Annotated in this window: 23 protein-coding genes; 3 read left to right on the top strand and 20 right to left on the bottom strand. The window is 37.0% G+C overall.

Annotated features, from left to right (window positions below):
• Positions 1-83: 83 nt before the first annotated feature.
• From sigF to CWR48_RS08810, 14 genes are all read right to left on the bottom strand, one after another.
• A complete protein-coding gene (gene sigF, locus CWR48_RS08745) occupies positions 84-839 on the bottom strand; it encodes an RNA polymerase sporulation sigma factor SigF (protein ID WP_115772855.1) in 756 nt (251 codons plus the stop codon).
• Positions 840-850: 11 nt separating this feature from the next.
• Positions 851-1291 carry an anti-sigma F factor gene (spoIIAB, locus tag CWR48_RS08750; RefSeq protein ID WP_115772856.1) on the bottom strand — a complete coding sequence of 147 codons (441 nt, stop codon included), beginning with the start codon at positions 1289-1291 and terminating at the stop codon, positions 851-853.
• Complete coding sequence (gene spoIIAA / locus CWR48_RS08755; protein ID WP_115772857.1) at positions 1288-1641, bottom strand: anti-sigma F factor antagonist; 354 nt, start codon at positions 1639-1641, stop codon at positions 1288-1290. The genes spoIIAB and spoIIAA overlap by 4 nt, the downstream gene beginning before the upstream one ends.
• A gap of 105 nt (positions 1642-1746) precedes the next feature.
• Positions 1747-2934 (bottom strand): D-alanyl-D-alanine carboxypeptidase family protein, encoded by a 1188-nt coding sequence (locus CWR48_RS08760; RefSeq protein ID WP_115772858.1) that lies wholly within the window; start codon positions 2932-2934, stop codon positions 1747-1749.
• A gap of 132 nt (positions 2935-3066) precedes the next feature.
• Entirely contained in the window at positions 3067-4371 is a 1305-nt protein-coding gene (locus tag CWR48_RS08765; protein ID WP_115772859.1) for a pyrimidine-nucleoside phosphorylase, read from the bottom strand.
• A gap of 20 nt (positions 4372-4391) precedes the next feature.
• Entirely contained in the window at positions 4392-5213 is an 822-nt protein-coding gene (locus CWR48_RS08770) for a purine-nucleoside phosphorylase (protein ID WP_115773070.1), read from the bottom strand.
• Between the two features lie 13 nt (positions 5214-5226).
• Complete coding sequence (gene deoB / locus CWR48_RS08775; protein ID WP_115772860.1) at positions 5227-6405, bottom strand: phosphopentomutase; 1179 nt, start codon at positions 6403-6405, stop codon at positions 5227-5229.
• A 64-nt stretch (positions 6406-6469) separates the two neighbouring features.
• Positions 6470-7360 (bottom strand): site-specific tyrosine recombinase XerD, encoded by an 891-nt coding sequence (xerD, locus tag CWR48_RS08780; RefSeq protein ID WP_115772861.1) that lies wholly within the window; start codon positions 7358-7360, stop codon positions 6470-6472.
• 5 nt (positions 7361-7365) lie between these two features.
• Positions 7366-7572 carry a YqzK family protein gene (locus CWR48_RS08785; protein WP_115772862.1) on the bottom strand — a complete coding sequence of 69 codons (207 nt, stop codon included), beginning with the start codon at positions 7570-7572 and terminating at the stop codon, positions 7366-7368.
• Positions 7573-7740: 168 nt separating this feature from the next.
• On the bottom strand, positions 7741-8199 hold the full coding sequence (gene fur / locus CWR48_RS08790) for a ferric iron uptake transcriptional regulator (RefSeq protein ID WP_115772863.1): 459 nt from the start codon (positions 8197-8199) through the stop codon (positions 7741-7743).
• A gap of 110 nt (positions 8200-8309) precedes the next feature.
• Complete coding sequence (gene spoIIM, locus CWR48_RS08795; protein WP_115772864.1) at positions 8310-8945, bottom strand: stage II sporulation protein M; 636 nt, start codon at positions 8943-8945, stop codon at positions 8310-8312.
• Between the two features lie 100 nt (positions 8946-9045).
• Positions 9046-10206 (bottom strand): endonuclease Q family protein, encoded by a 1161-nt coding sequence (locus tag CWR48_RS08800; RefSeq protein WP_245976769.1) that lies wholly within the window; start codon positions 10204-10206, stop codon positions 9046-9048.
• 4 nt (positions 10207-10210) lie between these two features.
• The gene (locus CWR48_RS08805) at positions 10211-10756 is read right to left on the bottom strand and encodes an NUDIX hydrolase (RefSeq protein ID WP_115772865.1); all 546 of its coding nucleotides are present in this window, start codon (positions 10754-10756) and stop codon (positions 10211-10213) included.
• A gap of 15 nt (positions 10757-10771) precedes the next feature.
• Positions 10772-11104 (bottom strand): iron-sulfur cluster biosynthesis family protein, encoded by a 333-nt coding sequence (locus tag CWR48_RS08810; protein ID WP_115772866.1) that lies wholly within the window; start codon positions 11102-11104, stop codon positions 10772-10774.
• 331 nt (positions 11105-11435) lie between these two features.
• Between CWR48_RS08810 and rnz the strand changes: the two genes are divergently transcribed.
• Together rnz and CWR48_RS08820 are read left to right on the top strand one after the other, a co-directional pair.
• Positions 11436-12362, top strand: coding sequence for a ribonuclease Z (gene rnz / locus CWR48_RS08815; RefSeq protein ID WP_115772867.1), 927 nt, complete (start codon positions 11436-11438; stop codon positions 12360-12362).
• 13 nt (positions 12363-12375) lie between these two features.
• Complete coding sequence (locus CWR48_RS08820) at positions 12376-13746, top strand: aldehyde dehydrogenase (protein ID WP_245976770.1); 1371 nt, start codon at positions 12376-12378, stop codon at positions 13744-13746.
• A 90-nt stretch (positions 13747-13836) separates the two neighbouring features.
• Here the strand turns inward: CWR48_RS08820 and CWR48_RS08825 are convergent, their stop codons facing one another.
• Together CWR48_RS08825 and CWR48_RS08830 are read right to left on the bottom strand one after the other, a co-directional pair.
• Entirely contained in the window at positions 13837-15096 is a 1260-nt protein-coding gene (locus CWR48_RS08825; RefSeq protein ID WP_115772869.1) for a DNA polymerase IV, read from the bottom strand.
• Positions 15097-15539: 443 nt separating this feature from the next.
• Entirely contained in the window at positions 15540-16667 is a 1128-nt protein-coding gene (locus CWR48_RS08830) for a M20/M25/M40 family metallo-hydrolase (protein WP_115772870.1), read from the bottom strand.
• 214 nt (positions 16668-16881) lie between these two features.
• Between CWR48_RS08830 and prli42 the strand changes: the two genes are divergently transcribed.
• Complete coding sequence (gene prli42, locus CWR48_RS20405) at positions 16882-17025, top strand: stressosome-associated protein Prli42 (RefSeq protein WP_245976771.1); 144 nt, start codon at positions 16882-16884, stop codon at positions 17023-17025.
• Between the two features lie 36 nt (positions 17026-17061).
• Here the strand turns inward: prli42 and CWR48_RS08835 are convergent, their stop codons facing one another.
• From CWR48_RS08835 to CWR48_RS08850, 4 genes are all read right to left on the bottom strand, one after another.
• Positions 17062-18057, bottom strand: a complete 996-nt coding sequence (locus CWR48_RS08835) for an aromatic acid exporter family protein (RefSeq protein WP_115772871.1) — start codon at positions 18055-18057, stop codon at positions 17062-17064.
• 116 nt (positions 18058-18173) lie between these two features.
• Positions 18174-18605, bottom strand: a complete 432-nt coding sequence (locus CWR48_RS08840; protein ID WP_115772872.1) for a BrxA/BrxB family bacilliredoxin — start codon at positions 18603-18605, stop codon at positions 18174-18176.
• 99 nt (positions 18606-18704) lie between these two features.
• The gene (locus tag CWR48_RS08845; protein ID WP_115772873.1) at positions 18705-19952 is read right to left on the bottom strand and encodes a dihydrolipoamide acetyltransferase family protein; all 1248 of its coding nucleotides are present in this window, start codon (positions 19950-19952) and stop codon (positions 18705-18707) included.
• A gap of 17 nt (positions 19953-19969) precedes the next feature.
• Positions 19970-20953, bottom strand: a complete 984-nt coding sequence (locus tag CWR48_RS08850; protein WP_115772874.1) for an alpha-ketoacid dehydrogenase subunit beta — start codon at positions 20951-20953, stop codon at positions 19970-19972.
• Between the last annotated feature and the right edge of the window lie 9 nt (positions 20954-20962).

Consider the following 20962-nt stretch of genomic DNA (forward strand, 5'->3'; position numbering starts at 1 on the left):
ATATTCAATAATAAACCATTACTTTTAAATATAAAAACAGATCATCACAATTTGTAATGATCTGTTTAGTCTTTAGTATAGTATTAAGGATCCATATTTATTTTCATATCAAGCAGTATTTTTTTCTCTAGCCGTGATACTTGTACTTGGGAAATTCCTAGTCTTTCTGCGACTTCCGTTTGTGTTTGGTCCTTGTAATAGCGTAAGTAGATGATTAATCGCTCGCGATCATTTAAGCTTTTAATTGCTTCTTCTAAATTAAATTTGTCAAACCATTTCGTATCTTGATCGGCTATTTGATCCAATAATGTTATTGGATCTCCGTCATTTTCAAATACCGTTTCATGTATCGAATGCGGGGTTTTCGCTGCCTCTTGTGCAAGCACAACATCCTCTGGGGTGATTTCCAGAACTTCGGCAATTTCATTAATCGTCGGTGATCTTCCTAACTGCTTCGTCATTTCATCTTTTTTTCTACGGATTTTATTGCCAATTTCCTTTAATGATCGGCTAACTTTCACACTACCATCATCTCTAATAAAACGTTGGATTTCACCAATAATCATAGGCACGGCATACGTGGAAAAGCGAACATCATAAGAAAGATCGAATTTATCAATCGATTTTATCAGACCGATACTGCCAATCTGAAATAAATCATCCGGATCATAACCGCGATTAATAAAGCGCTGCACAACAGACCAAACCAATCGAATATTATTTTCAACTAATATATCTCTAGCCAGCTTGTCCCCATGCTGACTCTTGTAAATATAATCCTTCACCTGTTCGTCCGATAGGGTTGCTTTACGCTTATTGTTTTTTACATTTACATCCATTGGCGCTGTCCCTAATTATAAACCGTTTTACTGTTAATGAGTTGCTTTGTCATGTTTACAGTCGTACCCTTATCGGCTGAGGAAGTAACTACAACCGAGTCCATAAAATTTTCGATAATCGTAAAGCCCATACCAGATCTTTCCAAATCGGGTTTTGAAGTATACAAAGGCTCTCTGGCCCTATCGATATCCAGAATTCCGACGCCATTGTCTTTGACAGTCAGTTCAATTTCATCGTCTTGGATTGCACATGAAATGTAAATTTTATGGTGGTTTTCATTGTTATAGCCATGAATGATTGCGTTTGTAACCACCTCAGACACGACTGTTTTTATTTCCGTTAATTCATCCATTGTTGGATCTAGTTGGGAAATGAAGGCTGCTACCGTAACTCTTGCAAATGCTTCATTTTCACTTATACTAGAAAACTCTATACTCATTTCATTTTTCATGAGGCCACCCCCAATGTCTCTAAAGCAAAAGCTTCATTCTCTTCTAGACGTACAATTTTAAAGAGTCCAGACATTTCAAACAAACGTTTGATTGAAGGTGAGATAGAGCATACAACCATCTCTCCGCCAAGCTGTAATACTTCTTTATATCGACCTAAAATAACGCCCAATCCAGAACTATCCATGAAGGTTACATTTTCTAGATTTAAGATGACATGCTTAATTGAATTCGAATAAATCATATCCTTCCAGCTATTTCTTAAATGCTCTGCTTCATGATGATCTAGCTCCCCGGCGAGCCTAACAATTAATACATCTTCTTTAACATCAAACATTGAATGAAGTCCCATTACTATTCCTCCTCGCATTTAGACTCTATATACTTTTTCTCGACTAGATGGGTTAATTCCTGCTCCATGACAAAAGAAGAAGCATTTCGACGATATTCTCGTTATTTAATTAGATTTCACGATTGCTTGTATCGACCTTTTTAATAACGTAAGATAGGAAGCTCTTCCAATATTTTCATCCACCGTTAATGGGGATTCTAGAATGGTTTTCTCACCATCCTTGACAACTAACTTGCCAACTTGATCACCGATGCTAATTGGTAGGCTGATCTTTTTATTGAGTACAATTTCTGATTTTATATTTTCAACCGATTCCCCTTTTGGATGTAAGGTACTTATTGATTCTGATGTGACAACCTTAATCGTCCTTTTGTCTGCTTTTAATAATTTTAAATCCGTAATTTTTTCATTTTTACTAAATAGTTTATTTGTTTCAAAGCTATTAAACGCATAGTCAAGCATACTTGATACCGTTGCATTTCTTTCCTTTGGTGTTTTTGCCCCCATAACAACAGCGATCACGCGCATGCCGTCTTTTTCTGCTGTCGCTGTCAAACAATACATCGCCTCACGTGTGAATCCCGTTTTTAAACCATCCACACCAGGATAAAAACGCACCAGTTTATTTGTATTTACTAACCAAAATTCATTATCTTTCCCTTTTCGTAAATAATCTTCGTAAATAGAGGTATAATTTGTGATTGTTTCATATTTCAATAACTCTTTTGCCATGATTGCCATATCATAAGCAGTACTATAATGATCAGCAGCAGGCAATCCCGTTGTATTTTGGAACTTCGTATTTTCTAGTTTTAGTTCCTTTGCCTTATCATTCATTTTCTTTACGAATGCTTCTTCACTTCCTGCAATTCTTTCCGCCATAGCTACACTCGCATCATTACCAGATGCAATTGCAATTCCCTTTAGTAGATCATCTACCGACATCTCTTCTCCTGCTTCAAGAAAAATTTGCGAACCGCCCATAGAGGCTGCATGCTCACTAACACGTACCATTTCATCAAGCTTTAAATTTCCTTTTTCAAGAGACTCCATGATTAATAATAATGTCATTACTTTCGTCATACTTGCTGGTGGTAGCTTTTCATGTGCATTCTTGTCATAGAGCATTTTTCCTGTATCTCTTTCAATTAAGATGGCAGACTTTGTATTCGGTGCTAGATTCAATCCATCCATTGTATTATCTGTAGGTTTTTCCTCTGCTAAAGCTGCAATAGATGGAAAAATAGCATTGATTGAAAATAGTATTGTTACAATTAATATGTACTTTTTCATAGTTTTACCTCCAACAATCGATATAACATTAGGATTGCCAGAAGTGTGCAAACTTATACTTTCAATCTGGATAGGAAAGCAAAAAGCACATCCAATATTTAGTTATAAACTAAAATTTGAATGTGCTCACTATTATTCGGTTATCGTATCATAGATAAGTGTAGGCACTGTAACCGATTTTGTAGATATAGTAATACTGTCATATAATTTGGCCTTGATTTGTTCCAGGTCCTCATTATTCGCATGGATCGTAAGCAATGATTCCCCTTCAGAAACTTTATCACCAATTTTCTTATGAAGAACTAAACCAACAGCAAGATCTATCATGGAGTCTTTCGTCGCACGTCCTGCACCTAGTTGCATTGCTGCTGTACCGAGTTCATTGGCGAACATAGCTTCAACAGTTCCTGTCGATTTTGCAGGCAATTCTACTTTATATGCTGCTTCAGGTAATAACGTTGGGTCATCAACAACAGATGAATCCCCACCCTGTGCTTTAAGGAAAACTTTAAATTGTTCAAGTGCTTTTCCATTTTCCAGATTTTCCATTAATTTCGCTCTTGCATCATCTACATCTGTTGCCATACCAGCTAATACGACCATTTGGCTGCCTAATGTGAGACAAAGCTCTGTTAAATCCCTTGGACCTTTTCCACGCAATGTTTCAATTGCTTCTTTAACTTCAAGTGCATTGCCTATTGCAAACCCGAGTGGTTGATTCATATCGGAAATGATTGCAACTGTTTTACGGCCAACCTGATTCCCAATTGATACCATTGCTTTCGCCAATTCCTTGGAATCCTCAAGCACTTTCATAAATGCGCCCTCACCCGTTTTAACATCGAGAACAATTGCATCTGCACCAGCAGCAATCTTCTTACTCATAATTGAACTCGCAATAAGTGGAATAGAGTTCACAGTGGCTGTTACATCCCTTAAACTATACAGTTTTTTATCAGCGGGTGTCAGATTCCCTGATTGTCCGATTACGGCGACTTTATTCTCATTTACTAATCGAACAAATGCATCATTTGTTATTTCAACATGGAATCCAGGTACAGATTCTAATTTATCAATCGTTCCCCCAGTGTGGCCGAGCCCTTTTCCACTCATCTTCGCCACTGGTACACCGAGAGATGCAACTAATGGTGCTAGGACTAATGTTGTCGTATCTCCGACGCCTCCAGTAGAATGTTTATCGACCTTTACTCCATCAATTGCTGATAAATCGATTTGATCTCCAGACTCTACCATTGCTTTCGTTAAATCTGCGCGTTCCTTTGCAGTCATTCCTTGAAAAAATATCGCCATTAACAGGGCACTTACTTGATAATCCGGGATTTCTTCTGCGGTATACCCATTAATAAAAAATTGAATTTCCTCATTCGTTAATTCTTTGCCATCACGCTTTTTTTCAATAATGTCATACATTCTCATATATATCACCAACCTCGAAATTATTGTGGTAGTGTGTCGATCACTTTCTTAATAAATTGCAGGAAGTTTTCTCTTACCTTATTTGTTGTATCCATTACTTCTGCATGTGTTAATGGCTGATCCAATATACCTGCTGCCATATTGGAAATACATGAAATTCCTAAGACACGGATTTTCGCATGGTTTGCCACGATTACTTCTGGAACAGTAGACATACCAACCGCATCTCCACCTAGTGTTCTTAACATCCTTATCTCTGCTGGTGTTTCATATGCTGGTCCAGTATTTCCCACATAGATTCCCTTTTGAATATTGATATTAAGCTCCATCGCACATTGTTCGGCATGCTCAATATATTCTTGATCATAGCATCTAGACATATCAGGGAAGCGATCACCTAGTTGATCATCATTTTTTCCAATTAGTGGATTCGTGCCCATATTGTTTAGATGATCCGTTATTATCATTAAATCCCCAGGACTGAAGTTCGTGTTAATTCCCCCTGCAGCATTGGTAACGATAAGCGATTCAATCCCTAATTGTTTCATTACGCGTACAGGAAAGGTTACTTGTTCCATCGAATATCCTTCATAATAATGAAATCTTCCCTGCATGGCGATCACTTGTTTTCCTTCTAATGAACCGATCACCAATTGCCCTTTGTGTCCGGCTACTGTTGACTCAGGAAAATGGGGAACATCTTTATATTCAATGATAACTGGGTTCTCAATCTGATCGGCTAGCACCCCTAAACCAGAACCCAAAATTAACCCAATCGTTGGTTTAATCGTATATTTATTTTCAATGTAATTACTTGCCTCTTTAATTGTAGCTTGGTTCATATTCCATTCTCCCCTATTTAATATCGGATAAAAAGCTTGTTCCATATGCTGGCATTCTCACTTCGAAATTATCTGCAATTGTTGCACCAATGTCTGCAAATGTTTCTCTGATCGGTAATTCCTTACCTCTCGTAATTTGTTTATGATGAACGATTAATGGTACAAATTCACGTGTATGGTCTGTACCATGATGAACAGGATCATTCCCATGGTCTGCAGTGATAATTAATAAATCCTCTTCTTGCAGTAGTGGAAATACTTCAGCAAGTCGCGCATCAAATTCTTCTAATGCCTTGCCGTACCCTTCTGGATCGCGGCGATGACCATAATTCGCATCAAAGTCAACCAAATTTAAAAAGCTGATTCCTGTAAAATTCTGTTTTAGTGTCTCTACAAGCTTTGTCATACCATCATCATTGTCGATGGTTCTTCTTGCTTCAGTAATTCCTTCACCATCAAAAATATCTGAGATTTTTCCTAGGGCTATGACATCAAATTGATTATCCTTTAATTCATTCATTACGGTACGATTAAATGGCTTAAGTGCATAATCATGACGGTTCGATGTCCGTTCAAATGCACCCGGTTTTCCAATAAATGGCCGGGCAATGACTCGTCCTACTTTATATTTTTCATCCAACGTTAATTCTCTAGCAATTTCACAGATTCGATATTGTTCCTCAATTGGGATAATTTCCTCGTGTGCAGCAATTTGTAGGACAGGGTCTGCCGATGTGTAAACAATCAATGCTCCTGTATTCATATGCTCTTCACCAAGCTCTTCGATAATTGCTGTTCCAGATGCAGGTGTATTACCAATTATTTTCCGTCCTGTTTTCTCTTCCAATTCTAGAATCAACTCAGGTGGAAAGCCATTTGGAAAGGTTTGGAAGGCTTCTTGAATATTTAATCCCATAATTTCCCAATGCCCTGTCATCGTATCTTTCCCATTTGAAGCTTCCTGCATTTTTGTATAATGCGCCTTTGGAGTTTCCGCTGTGTCAATACCTTTAATCTTTTTTATATTGCTTAGGCCGAGTATACCCATATTAGGCATATGTAGTCCATTCATTCTTTCCGCAATATGCCCTAATGTATCTGCACCAAGATCATTGAATTTTGCGGCATCTGGTGCCTCGCCAATTCCTACAGAGTCCATTACAATTACAAATATACGTTTAAATTTTGCCATTTTAAAAACCTCCTACCAATATGTTCCCATAAATGCATAAATCTATGTTTAGAATTCCTAATTCTTACGCACGGGGATGAAATGCTTTATACATATCTTTTAATCTAGCTTTTGATACATGGGTATAGATTTGTGTTGTTGAAATATCAACATGTCCGAGTAATTCTTGGACAACTCTTAAATCCGCGCCGTTTTCTAATAAATGGGTTGCAAAGGAATGGCGTAATGTATGCGGTGTAATTGTCTTCTCAATCCCAGCATCTTTTGTAACCTTTTTAAGTATTTTCCAAAATCCTTGACGGGATAATGGTCGTCCATGTTGATTCACAAATAAAATTGTTTCCTTTTTCTGCTTCAGAATCTGATCCCTGGCATGCTGCAAATAATGTTCTACCGCTTTAATTGCGACATCACCTATTGGCACAATTCTCTCCTTTGAACCTTTTCCAAAACATTGAACAAATCCCATTGATAGGTGTAAATCACTTACTTTTAAGGTAATCATCTCAGATACACGCAATCCAGTTGCATAAAGTAATTCTAACATTGCCTTGTTGCGAATTCCTAATAATGACTGATCATGTACCGCTAATAATGACTCCACTTCCTCCAGTGATAGGACATCTGGAAGACTTCTTTCCTTTTTCGGTGTTTCTATATGTAAACTTGCATCTTGCATTACAAGCTGTTCACGAATTAAAAATTGGTGAAAGGACCGAATAGAGGATACATGTCGAGAAATGGTAGCAGTTGACTTTCCATTATCCTTCAGCATATAGAGATAGCCAATAATATCATTTCTCGCTACAGAATTCCACTCTGATTTCCCGCTTACTTTCTCAACATAATGCATATAATCATCTAAATCTCGTTTGTAAGAGATAAGCGTATTATCAGACAAGCCCCTTTCTATTTGTAAAAAATGAAAATAATCCTCTTTAGCATCGTTTAACATTTCTTCTACTCTCCCAATCGAAAAAATAAGTCCAATCGATCAATTAAAGTCTGTTCCGAATTAAAGACCTTTACAGATGGTCCTTCTGGCGGATCATATCGATGATGGTTATCATATTCCGCAGATAGCATCCGTAGGCCAAAGAAAAACAAACTTGTACAAGCAATAAAGAGTATAAACACTTTGATTGTATCCCATATTAATCGTTTCATCTGGCAAATCTCTCCTTGTAAAATAGTATTCTATTTAAAGATATGCCAAAAAAGATAAACAATATACATCCGGATTCCTGAATATTCTCCTACCACTTAATTTACCGATGTAAATTTTCTAAAATCAAAAAGCCTCTTCCTCACTGGAAAAAGCCATCGTTATTTAACCTATTGCGTTGTTTTTACAGCTGCTAATTGACATTGCTTACAAATTCCGTGAAAGGTAAGGCGATGATCCTGTACCTGAAAACCCCATTCACTTTGGACAATTTTTTCTACATCTTCTAGTAAATCATTTACAATTTCTTCAACAGAACCACATTCAATACATACTAAATGATGATGAAAATGCTTTGCCCCTTCTTTTCGAAGGTCATAGCGAGAAACTCCATCACCAAAGTTTATTTTGTCAACAATTTTTAATTCAGAAAGTAGCTCTAGTGTCCGATATACCGTAGCTAAACCAATTTCTGGAGATTTTTCTTTTACGAGTAAATACACATCCTCAGCGCTTAGATGATCTTCCTCACGCTCTAACAAAACACGTAATGTTGCTTCCCTTTGTGGGGTTAGTTTATAGCTCTCCGAATGGAGCTGTTTTTTTATGCGCTCTATCCGATGTTCCATAGTAGGTCGCCTCCTCATATCCTTCTTTATTATATGCACCTATGAAACACGTGTCAAAAGATAAATATATTCAATTTGTATTTATAATAATTATAATATAAGTTTCATTATTAGTAAAATGATTTGATTAAAGTCTCCATTGCCGCATTAGAAATAAACGCTTCAACTAGCGCTGCAACAAATGAGGCAAGGGTAAGCAATGTAAAGATGACCATATAACGGCTAAATGGCTGAAATATCGTTTGCGAGTTCCTACGTGAGAATAATTTGTTAAGTAGCGTCAATGAGAAAATCATCGACAATGTTCCAGCAATAATGTAAATTGGGATAATCAATATATTTTGTGGTGCAATCGACAATGCTGCGAGCAATAGTCCTTTAAAGCCTAGCTGATTAACAATGAAACCCACCGAAAAGCCAATAACAAGTCCCTTTATATACAATAGAATCCAAACAATTGGCAGACCTACTACAGATAAACCTAAAATAAATAATAACGATAAATATTTAATATGGTAGAAGAAGCTTTGCTTTAAGACCGTTGTGTGATCAACCGACTGTTCATTGATAATTTGTCCAAAAAACCGTTCCAAATAAAAAAACAAATCCTGTTTTTGGACAAAATTCATGCTATTAACAATGATCGCCCCAAATATAATACCAGTTAAAAATAAAATTGTCATAAAAAGATAAATAATGGCATTGTCCCTAACATGATTTAATATTAATGTTCGATTATTATTCATCGGAATCCCCCATTCAAGAAATAACACTCTAATTAAAACTATGAAGAATTCCGGGTAATAATACTAAAAATCTATTTTTATTTGTTAGAAAATGAAACAATTACGAGATAGAGCCGTATTTTCCGCCACCGCCAGCATTTATTATTAACTTTCCTTCTCTCATATCAATAATAGAGCGCGCTAGTTTTTCGGAAACAACATCCACTAATTGCTCATAAGTTGCATGATGAATCACATTCATTTCGGTATCAAATCGCTCTAGTAATTTTCCAAATGTCTTCGGACCTAATTTAGGTAAATATTCAAGTGGAACTTGATATAAGTAGGCTGGTCGCTCCCCTACTTTATTATCGGTATCCTTTAATTCTTGAATTCGATCGAACACACCTTTAATTATTTTTGTTGATCCACAATTTGGACACTCCGTTGCATTTAAATCAACTTTTTCCAAGCAGTTATTGCAAACGGTTTGGTGATATTTTCCGAGCAGAGGGTTCATGCCATAATTTTGTTTCACACCTCGACCATTTACGCCATGAAGGGCTAAATTAAACTCCTTAAATGAGGGTTCCTCCATATCAATTTCTTGGTACTCTCTCGCAATTTTTGCTAAGGAATGCGCGTCAGAATTCGTGACGTAGGTATAGTTATGGAGTTCACTTATCTGATCAGCCATCGAAGTGTCAGAGCTTAATCCAAGTTCTACACCATCAATTAAATCGGCATCAAACACCTCATTGAGTGAACGCGTGACCCCTCTACCATAAAGACTTTTAAATGGTGTAAATATATGTGCTGGGATGAAGATACCATCTAACTCTTTTACCTTATATTGGAGCTCTTTTGCATTTCCATAATAGCGTTGCGAGCTTAGTGTAATATTTTTCATTTTGGTTGTTAGCCACTCTGAAAAATATGAAATATTTGCGAGTGTTGGAAAATAGCAGAGAACATGGATTGGTCCCTTACAATTCTCGTCATATATTTCGATTTCTGACCCGAGTAATAATGTTACTTTCTCAAAGCGAATACCGCCATCATTCAATTCGAATGCTTTCTTTTGGTCAATTAACTGTTTTATTTCTTGCTGCACTGCTGGTGCATGGCAATCAATGACACCGATTAAGTCGATTCCTTTATTCCGACTTGACTCAATTAGGGCATTCGTTAAGGTTAGGTTTTTTGAGGCGGTAATTTTTACTGGATTATTATACATATCACGACCAATATGAATATGCATATCAGCAAAATATGAGTTCAAACAATTACCTTCTTTCTAGTGCATGTAGGTAAAGAATTGCATAATTTGTTTTTGCATCTTGAATGCGCCCATCTTCGACATATTGCTTTGCTTCATCCAATGTTAATTCAATGATTTCCACAAACTCATCTTCATCACCAGCGACTGGTGTTGCTAATTTATCAATCGTATCCGTGATATAAATCGTAATAAGCTCATCTGCGAATCCTGGTGATGTATAGAAAGATGTTACAAGGGATAAATCATTTGTAGTATACCCTGTTTCCTCTTCTAATTCTCTAATTGCTGCTGATTTTGGCTCTTCTCCCGCTTCCAGTTTACCAGCTGGGATCTCAACGAGCGATTTTTCTAATGGCTTGCGATATTGTTCAACAAAGACGATTTTATTGTCTTTCGTAATCGGTATAACTGCAACTGCTCCAGGGTGTTTAATAATTTCACGTGTAGATGTTTCACCATTCGGTAAGCGGACATCATCTACCTGCAATTGAATAATCTTTCCTGTGAAAATTTTTTCAGTTTTAATTGTTTTTTCTTCAAATTTTTTCATATGTATTACCTCCACTTACTTAAAATTAGTATCAAGTATGCTTTGAGCTGGTATAAATGCATTTAACATGCCTTCAGGACTTGATAGTTTAAAGGTTCCATTTTTATAATCCAATTTCATTGATTTAGCGAAGAAAACGGATTGCTGTTCCAAAATAAAAGTTTGAATGCTACTGTTTTCTACAGTTTGATAATATGGCTTTTTTTCATCGATCAATCGAAAAGTTGGCAAGCCGTTTACTCCACAACCGCAATCAATCGTATCATACCAGAGTAATAAAGCACGATGATTATTTATATTCAGTTCCTTAATTGTCGCTTCTGCCTCTTTAGTTATGGTCAATTCCATCGAAGTACCCCCTAATTGAAACTATTTCTCCTTTATTATACACTTTTAGAACCAATAGCTACACTAATTGACATTTAGCAGTTGAATATGTATTTTTATTAATTTACCATAGTAGCTCAATACTTCAATCTGTTTTTAACTGCTTCATATAAAGATGTATGTTTATGACCAAGACGATTAAATGCAACTATTATCGGGCAATATTGTATTAGATTGATAGAAATTCCGCTTCATTTGCTATAATAGATAAAAGCTGTTTACTTCGAGAGGGTTGCTTTTCAAGAAATAGTCTAAATAAATGAAGCAAGTATGTATTGTTGGAGGATGAATAATGGAGTTAACATTTCTTGGCACAGGTGCTGGTCTCCCTTCGAAGGAAAGGAATGTATCGGCAATTGCCCTATCATTATTACAAGAAATTAATCATATATGGTTATTTGATTGCGGGGAAGCAACACAGCATCAAATACTGAGAACAACGATTAAACCGAGAAAAATAAATAAAATTTTTATTACACACTTACATGGTGACCATATCTTTGGACTACCAGGATTACTAAGTAGTCGCTCATTTCAAGGTGGCGATGAGTTACTCACAGTTTATGGTCCAAGTGGGATTAAAGAATATATTGAAACGAGTTTACGTCTCAGCTGTTCACATTTATCCTATCCCCTTTCGATCGTAGAAATAGATGAAGGATTAATAATCGACGAAGAAAAATTTCAAGTGTACGCAAAAAAACTAGATCATGTTATCCCGAGCTATGGATTTCGTATTATCGAAAAAGATAAGATTGGTGAGCTGCTTGTTCAAAGTTTAATCGATATTGGCGTCATGCCGGGACCAATTTATCAGCAAATCAAAGAAAATAATGTCGTTCAAACCGAGGATGGTAAAGTTCTTTATCAGAAAGATTTTATTGGACCTTCTAAAAAAGGTAGAATCATTAGTATCCTAGGTGACACACGTTACCAGGAAGGACATCGGGAATTTATTGAGAATTCAAATCTTCTCGTTCATGAAGCAACATTTGAACAGGATAAGGCAAATTTAGCAACCGATTATTATCATTCTACAACGACTCAGGCAGCAACAATTGCGAAGATAGGCAATGTTGATCAGCTTGTTTTAACCCATATATCATCACGGTATCAAGATGAAGATACAACGCGGTTACTTGATGAAGCATGTGAAGTTTTTCCAAATACTAGCATCGCTACTGACTTTTACCAGCTATCTGTCGAACTCAAAGCATAGAGGAGAGATTTCATTGGATCAGATTAAAGAGACATTTACGAATCAGCAAGCATATTTCTTGAATGGAAATACGGTTGATTATGAATTTCGTAAAAAGCAATTAGAAACATTAAAGCAAATGTTGAAAGATAATGAAACGAAGATATATTTATCATTAAAAATGGATTTAAATAAATCAAAGCATGAAGCATTTACAACAGAATTAGGCTTTCTTTATACAGAAATTGATTTTGCAATTAAGAATCTGCGTTATTGGATGGCACCTGATAAAGTACCATCCCCTTTAACACATAAAGGCTCCAAGAGTTACATTATGAAAGAACCATATGGTGTAACTCTTGTTATCTCTCCATGGAATTATCCATTGCAGCTCGCGCTTGCTCCAGTGATTGGTGCAATTGCTGCTGGTAATTGCGTCATCTTAAAACCTTCAGAGCTAGCAAAATCAACATCTTATTTACTGGCAGAAATGGTAAAGTCTTATTTTGATGGCTCCTTCTTTACCGTAATTGAAGGTGGAAAAGAAACAACAACAGAATTATTAACGTATCCATTTGACTATATTTTCTTCACCGGAAGTAAAAATGTTGGTAAAGTCATTATGCGGGCCGCAAGTGAGCATTTGACACCAGTAACATTAGAATTAGGTGGAAAAAGCCCGGCAATTGTTGATCAGGACGCAAACATTAATTTAGCTGCAAAACGGATTGTATGGGGCAAATTTACAAACGCTGGTCAAACCTGTGTAGCCCCTGATTACGTTATTGTCCACGAAAAAGTGAAGTTCAGATTATTAAAAGCGATGATTAAGCAAATCAAAGCGTTATATGGTAAGGACCCATTAAAAAATAAGGACTATACGCGAATTATTAATGTTCAGCATTTTGAGAGGTTGGAACAGTTTTTAAATGAAGAGAAGATTGTACATGGCGGAAACGTCGACAAAGAAGAATTATTGATTGAACCAACCATTCTAGATAAAGTATCGTGGAATGATGACGTAATGAAGGATGAAATCTTCGGACCAATCTTACCTATACTAATGTTTACGAGTTTAGATGATGCCCTTTTCAAAATTAAAAGCGGCGATAAACCATTAGCACTGTATTACTTTGGTGAAGACGATAAGACGCAGCAACAGGTCGTTGAATATTTATCATTTGGTGGCGGATCGATAAATGATAGCCTATATCATTTAGCAAATCCACATCTGCCATTTGGTGGTGTTGGTGCTAGTGGAATGGGATCCTATCATGGCAAGTTTAGTTTCGACACCTTCTCCCATCATAAAAGCATCTTAAAGCAAACAACGAAATTCGATATGCCTTTCCGATATCCTGGTGGCAAGATAAGCGAATCAATCGCTCAACAATTAATGAAGTAAAGAGAAACTTCATTAATTGGGGGTCTTACAGCCAGTAAAATCGGGATAAATCTTAAAAGCTTACACAAATAATGATTATTGTGTAAGCTTTTATTTTCTAAAATCATCTAAGAAATCTTTTTGAAAGCTCGTTCTTGGTTGCATCGTAGCTTTATCGTCTGCTGATTTCCATTGTTTAAATGGATTTTCTCCATATTTTTCTGTTAAATTCTCAATCGTACGATATAACTTCTCTTTACTTGCAACCTTTTCATAGGTAAATAAATCCAATTGTTGGCCAATATTACGTTTTTCTTCTACATCCTGAACGGTTATACCAAGTAAACGCACAGGCTCCCCATCCCAATGCTTCTGAAATAATTCATCTGCGATTTGATAGATATCTTCTTTCTTATCAATATAGGCTTGTAGTTTTCTGCTGCGGGTAATCGTATTTCGATTATGGTAACGAATCATAATTTGGATACTTTTTCCTGATGCATCCTTTCGACCCATTCTCCGCTCCACATTTTCGGCTAACAATTTCAATAGACGCTGAATAACGTTTACATCTGTTGTATCTTCTGCCATTGTCTGCGAACTACCAATACTTTTGAAATCATAGATCGCTTCTGGGTCAACCGGCCTTGTGTCAATGCCGTTTGCTCGATTCCGTAATCGTTCCCCATTTATTCCTAATAGCTGTTTTAACTGATAGGAATCCTTTTTAGCAAGATCGCCAATCGTATGGATATCGATTGTATGTAACCTCTCTGCAGTCTTTTCTCCGACCCCATACATTTCTTCTACCTTTAATGGCCAAAGGGTTGTTGGTAATTCTCTTTTCCTTAAAACCGTAATCCCTAGTGGCTTCTTCATATCCGAAGCCATTTTTGCTAGAAATTTATTTGGAGCAATGCCAATACTGCAAGGGATGTCAAGTTCATTTAATATCCGTTGTTGCAGGTTAACTGCAAGGTCAATTGGTGTACCATCCATATTGCTTCCCGTTACATCCATATAGCCTTCATCAATCGATACTGGCTGTACATATGGCGTAATTTCAGAAAGTATTTTAAAAATAGCGCTCGATGCCTCTCGATACCGGTCAAAATTAGGGCGCATGACAATTAATTCCGGACAAAGCTTTCTCGCCTGCCAGATTGTCATCGTCGTCTTAACTCCCTTTGCCCTTGCCTCGTAGCTACTCGTCACGATTATCCCTTTGCGTTCCTCGGGATTACCAGCAATTGCTAACGGCTTTCCTTTAAGCTTAGGATTATATGCCATTTCTACCGATGCATAGAAACAATTCATATCAATATGGAAAATAACTCGACCCTTTTTTGAATTGGGCTTTAGCTGGGCCATATTCAATCATCCTTTTGTAATAATAGGCTGTTTACTGGCTATTGCCTTTTCAATTAATAGTAGATATAAAGTGCGGACTAGTGATGATTATGATTTCAGAACTGGACAGTAGTTGCTATTCGTACACTAGTCTCCAATATTTGGATACAATCGACGTCGATAGTTAGTGGTTTTATCATTCTTTTGTTGCTAGATTCTGCACTATCCCCAGCGGAAGAAATACCCGAAGACTCCAGCTCCCCTAAGGTGCGCGAAGGGTATTTCTGGAGCGGTGGTCTAGAAAGCAAAATATCATCCTAAGTTAGTCCGTACTTTATATAAGTTGTAAATAATAATAGTTGATGCAATATGAGTTTAAATACATGAATACTATATTCTTTCGCACCTGCTAATGAATAGCCCCTCTTCGCTAGTTAGCTTGAGGGGCCCAATTTAACATTTGTTTAGTTGCCTGCTACTTCTGAAATAATCGCAACAACTAGTTCCGTTACTTTAACAAGATCAGCAATCGCAATTCTTTCATTTGTTGTATGAATCTCTTCATAGCCTACAGCTAAGTTGACAGTAGGTATTCCGAATCCAGCAATGACGTTTGCATCACTGCCACCACCACTTTTAAGCAGCTTGCTCTCTCTTCCAATAGCCTTCGCAGCGTTTCTAGCTACTTCAACGACTTGATCCCCTGCTTTTTGACTAAAGCCAGGATACATCACTTGAATATCAACGATTGCTTCACCGCCTAGTGATTTAGCAGTTGTTTCGAATGCTTCCTTCATTTTCGCAACCTGTGCTTCCATCTTCTCCGGTACAAGTGATCTTGCTTCTGCTAATATTTCGACATGATCCGCAACGATGTTGGTCTGTTTTCCGCCTTCAAATCGGCCAATATTTGCTGTTGTTTCTTCATCGATCCGACCGAGGGGCATCTTCGAAATTGCTTTTGCAGCAAGCGTAATTGCGGATACACCCTTTTCCGGTGCTAAACCAGCATGTGCTGTTTTTCCTTTAATAATCGTATGGACCTTTGCTTGCGTTGGCGCAGCAACAACAATATCACCGACTTCTCCATCACTGTCAAGTGCATAACCGTATTTTGCATGGATCAATGATCGATCTAAAGCCTTAGCACCGACAAGCCCTGATTCTTCACCTGCAGTGATAATGAATTGAATGTCACCATGTGCCAGATTATTTTCCTTGATTATTCTTAAAGATTCAAAAATGGCTGCTAGCCCTGCTTTATCATCTGCACCAAGAATCGTTGTTCCATCTGAGACGATTACTCCATCTTTAATTGATGGCTTGATATTTTGTCCAGGTACAACTGTATCCATATGTGATGTGAAATAAATAGGCTCAACACCTTCTTTATTTCCTTTAAGGGTGCAAATTAAATTATTGGCACCGTGGCCAGTTACTTTCTTGCTGTCATCCTCAATTACTTCGATACCTAATTCGGAAAATTTCTTTTTCAATACCTCTGCAATTTCTGCTTCGTTTGTGGTTTCCGAATTAATCTTTACCAATTCGAAAAATTCTTCTACTAGTCTTTCTTGATTTACTGTTGTCATTATGTAAAACCTCCTACATATATAGAGTACTACATTTTTCTTAAATATTACAACATGAGATGTGGGGATGATATTATTCTAAGGGAGCTCCCCGAAGTTTGCTAATTTCCATGCATTTTCAAAAGTGCAAATTCATAATGTGAATAATACTTGTCCATTGCCTCCTTTCGCGTTAAAATGAAAGTTAGCAATGCAGAGAAGAGGAGGACTTTTTTTGGCTACAAAACAAAACACGCAACAATTACCTAGAAAGAAATCAAAACGTGAAAAAAGACAAAAATTAGTCGTATACATTATGATTATCGCCATGTTAATATCTACTATAACCGCTGGATTAGCATATTTTATTAACTTTTAATAATGAGGAAAAGACTGGGAATGTTCCAGTCTTTTATTATTCTTGGGATTCTTGTCTTTTTCTTTCGTAGCGCTTGACTAATTTTATATCTGTTTTTTTGTATTTCTGTTTAATTTTCAAATAATCTTCAACCTCATGTAATAATTGAAATAAATTTGATCGCACTTCAAATGCTTCCCTAGTAGTTGGTAATTTTTCTAGGTTAAATGATGCTCTTAATTCCTTTAACTCATTCAAGAATATAATTGCCGTATTTTCTGGATAGACATTCTTTGAGAGTCGTTCAAAATAATCGGCAATTCTCTCTGACAATGCATCTGCCCTTTCTAATTGTGATGCTAAAGGAAGCATCGCCTTTAAATGTTCTAACTGCCTGTAGCGCATTCGAAAATAATCACGGTATGGGTGCTTGTTTCGTATAAAATGATTTTCTATGTCCCTTTCAACTAGATTATTTGCTTTATTCAACATTTCTTCACTTTCAATAATTTCTTTTCCGTCCCACACTTCCTCATTGTTTCGAATGTATCGTGATATTTGGAAGAGAATCTCTTGAAATTTATCCTCAAGCTCTTTTTGTTTGTCTTCGAGGATTTTATCCAAACTTGGCATATACAAATTTAATAATAATGCCGTACCAATCCCAATAATAATGAGAAGAAACTGTTGCATTAAAAAGGAGGTTGGATTACTTGAAGCACTATATAGGTTCAGGATGATAACGGAGCTAGTTGCAATACCCGATGTAATATGTAAGAATACCGTAGTTGGAATAAAAGCAATCAGCATCATTCCTAAAGCAATTGGATTGTGTCCAAATAATTCAAAGAAAATAAACGAATAAATACTAGCAATAGCACATGCTAAAAAACGATCCCATGCGGTAACAAAGGAGCGCTTCCTAGAAGATTGTATACATAAAATCGTCAATATACCTGCGGACACAAAGTTTGTTAAACCTAATAATTGAGCAATCGATACTGCTATTGGTGTCCCTACTGCAGTTTTTATCGTTCGATAGCCAATTTTCACTATAATGTCTCCTCGCAAATATCTTCCTAGTTTATGAAAGAAAGACTGACCCGCAATAGAAGAGCCAGTCTTATGTTTATTGATAGTAGAAAAATCAATATAAAAGCTTCGTTTACTTAAACTTCTTCACAATATTCGTCAAATAAATGCTGTAATTTACCAGTGACATCAACAGCACTATGTCCTTCAATATCATGACGTTCGATCATTTTCACAATTTTACCGTCTTTTAATAAGGCAAAAGAAGGTGATGAAGGTGCATATCCTTCGAAATATTCCCGTGCTCTTTCAGTTGCTTCACGATCTTGACCTGCAAATACAGTTACTAAATGGTCTGGTCGTTTGTCAAAGTGAATAGAATTTGCTGCCGCTGGGCGCGCAATACCACCCGCACAGCCACAAGTTGAATTCACCATTACTAATGTTGTTCCTTCACGTGACAATGCTGCATCAACATCTTCTGGAGCCTTTAATTCCTCATACCCTGCTTCCACTATATCTTTACGTGCTGCATCAACAACATCATTCATAAATAAATTAAAATCCATTTAGATCCGTCCCTCCAAGGTTCGTATTTTAATACTAATATAAGATTAACAAGATAAATCAATATTTTCAAATTATATTACTCAGCTGGCTCATTCTAATTAGTAAATATTTGTTGTCGCTTCATTCATATTTTCAAGAATTTCTTTCACTCGAGCCAAAAATCTTCCGCATATTAAGCCATCGAGGATTCGATGATCTAATGATAACGATAAATTCACCATATCTCTAGCAGCAAACATATCTTTAATAATAACGGGTCGTTTCACAATCGACTCTACCTGTAAAATAGCTGCTTGTGGATAATTAATGACCCCCATTGAATGAATCGATCCGAATGATCCAGTATTATTTACTGTAAATGTTCCATCTTTCATGTCATCGGCTTTAAGCGTTCCCGTTCTTGCCTTATTTGCAAGCACATAAATATCTTTGGCAATCCCTTTAATACTCTTTTCATCCGCATTTTTAATAACAGGAACAAATAGCTCCTGATTATTCGCAACTGCAATCGAGAGATTAATATCTTTCTTTTGAATGATTTTATGTCCTGCCCATTGACTATTTAGTTGCGGGTATTCCTTTAGCCCTTGGGCAACCGCTTTTACAAAGAAGGCAAAGAAAGTTAAATTAAATCCTTCTTGTTGTTTAAACGAAGCTTTAAGCTTGTTTCGATACGTTACCAAGTCAGTTACATCTACTTCAACTGTCATCCACGCATGCGGAATCTCTTGTGTCGATCTTACCATATTTTGCGCGATCACTTTACGAACACCTTGAACTGGAATTTCAATATCTCCTTGATGTAGGTCAGGTGCCACGGTATTGGTTTGCAATTCATGCTTTACTGGTTCTTCCAAAACCGGTTGAGAAGGAATCGTTTCTGCAGAACTTTCGTTAAGTATTTTCTCGATATCTTTCCGAGTAATTCTACCGCCTTTTCCAGTGCCAGTAACTGTCAATAAATCGAGATCATTTTCCTGTGCCAATCGTAAAACAGCAGGTGAATACCTTTTCTTCATCGATTGGTCAACGCTAGCCGTCTCTTTCACTGGCTCTATTTTTTCATTATTTGCTGTAATTGCAGGTGAGTCCGCAACCGTTCCATCTTCTGTTTCAATGTAGCACATCAACTCACCGACTGCGATTGTATCGCCTTCTGCTGCTACTAATTGTTGAATGGTTCCTGTAAAAGAGGAAGGAACCTCTGCATTTACTTTATCTGTCAACACTTCAGCAATCGGATCGTATTTTTTTACCTTATCACCGACTTCGACAAGCCAGGTACTAATCGTACCTTCTGTCACACTTTCACCCAATTGCGGCATTGTAATCTTTTCCTTCGCCATCCTACACCCCTCCTTCATTAGAATTCTGCTAACTCACGCATTGCTTTTTCTACTTTATCTGGATTAACCATGAAGAATTTCTCCATTGGTGGCGAATATGGCATTGCTGGAACATCTGGACCAGCTAATCTCATTATTGGCGCATCCAGATCAAATAGACAATTTTCCGCGATGATTGCTGCAACTTCACCGATAATACTACCTTCTTTATTGTCCTCTGTAATCAATAATACTTTTCCAGTTTTCTTCGCGGCAGCAATAATTGCTTCTTTGTCTAATGGATAGACCGTCCTTAGATCAACAATATGTGCATCGATTCCTTCTTCCGCAAGCTTTTCAGCAGCTTGAAGCGCAAAATGGATACAGAGACCATATGTGATGATGGTAATATCTGTTCCTTCGCGTTTTATATCTGCTTTACCGATTGGCAGCACATAGTCTTCTTCTGGCACATCTGCTTTTAATAATCGGTATGCGCGCTTATGTTCAAAAAATAATACTGGGTCGTTATCACGAATCGCTGCTTTAAGTAAACCCTTCGCATCATACGGTGTTGAAGGCATTACGATTTTCAATCCAGGTTGGTTAGCAAAGATGGATTCTAGTGATTGTGAATGGTATAGGGCACCATGGACGCCACCACCATATGGAGCTCGGATGGTAATCGGCACATTCCAATCATTATTTGAGCGATAGCGAATTTTCGCTGCTTCAGAAATGATTTGATTTACCGCCGGCAAAATAAAGTCCGCGAACTGCATTTCTGCAACTGGACGCATTCCATACATTGCTGCACCAATTCCGACGCCAGCAATCGCTGATTCTGCAAGAGGAGTGTCTAACACACGTTCCGCACCAAACTCCTCATATAGACCATCAGTTGCCCGGAATACACCACCTTTGACCCCTACATCTTCACCTAATATAAATACTTTTTCATCTCGAATCATTTCTTCTCTTAGAGCAGTTGTAATTGCTTGAATGTAGGACATTACTGTCATAAACATATC

The organism is Oceanobacillus arenosus (genome assembly GCF_003369575.1).
Classification (GTDB): domain Bacteria; phylum Bacillota; class Bacilli; order Bacillales; family Amphibacillaceae; genus Oceanobacillus; species Oceanobacillus arenosus.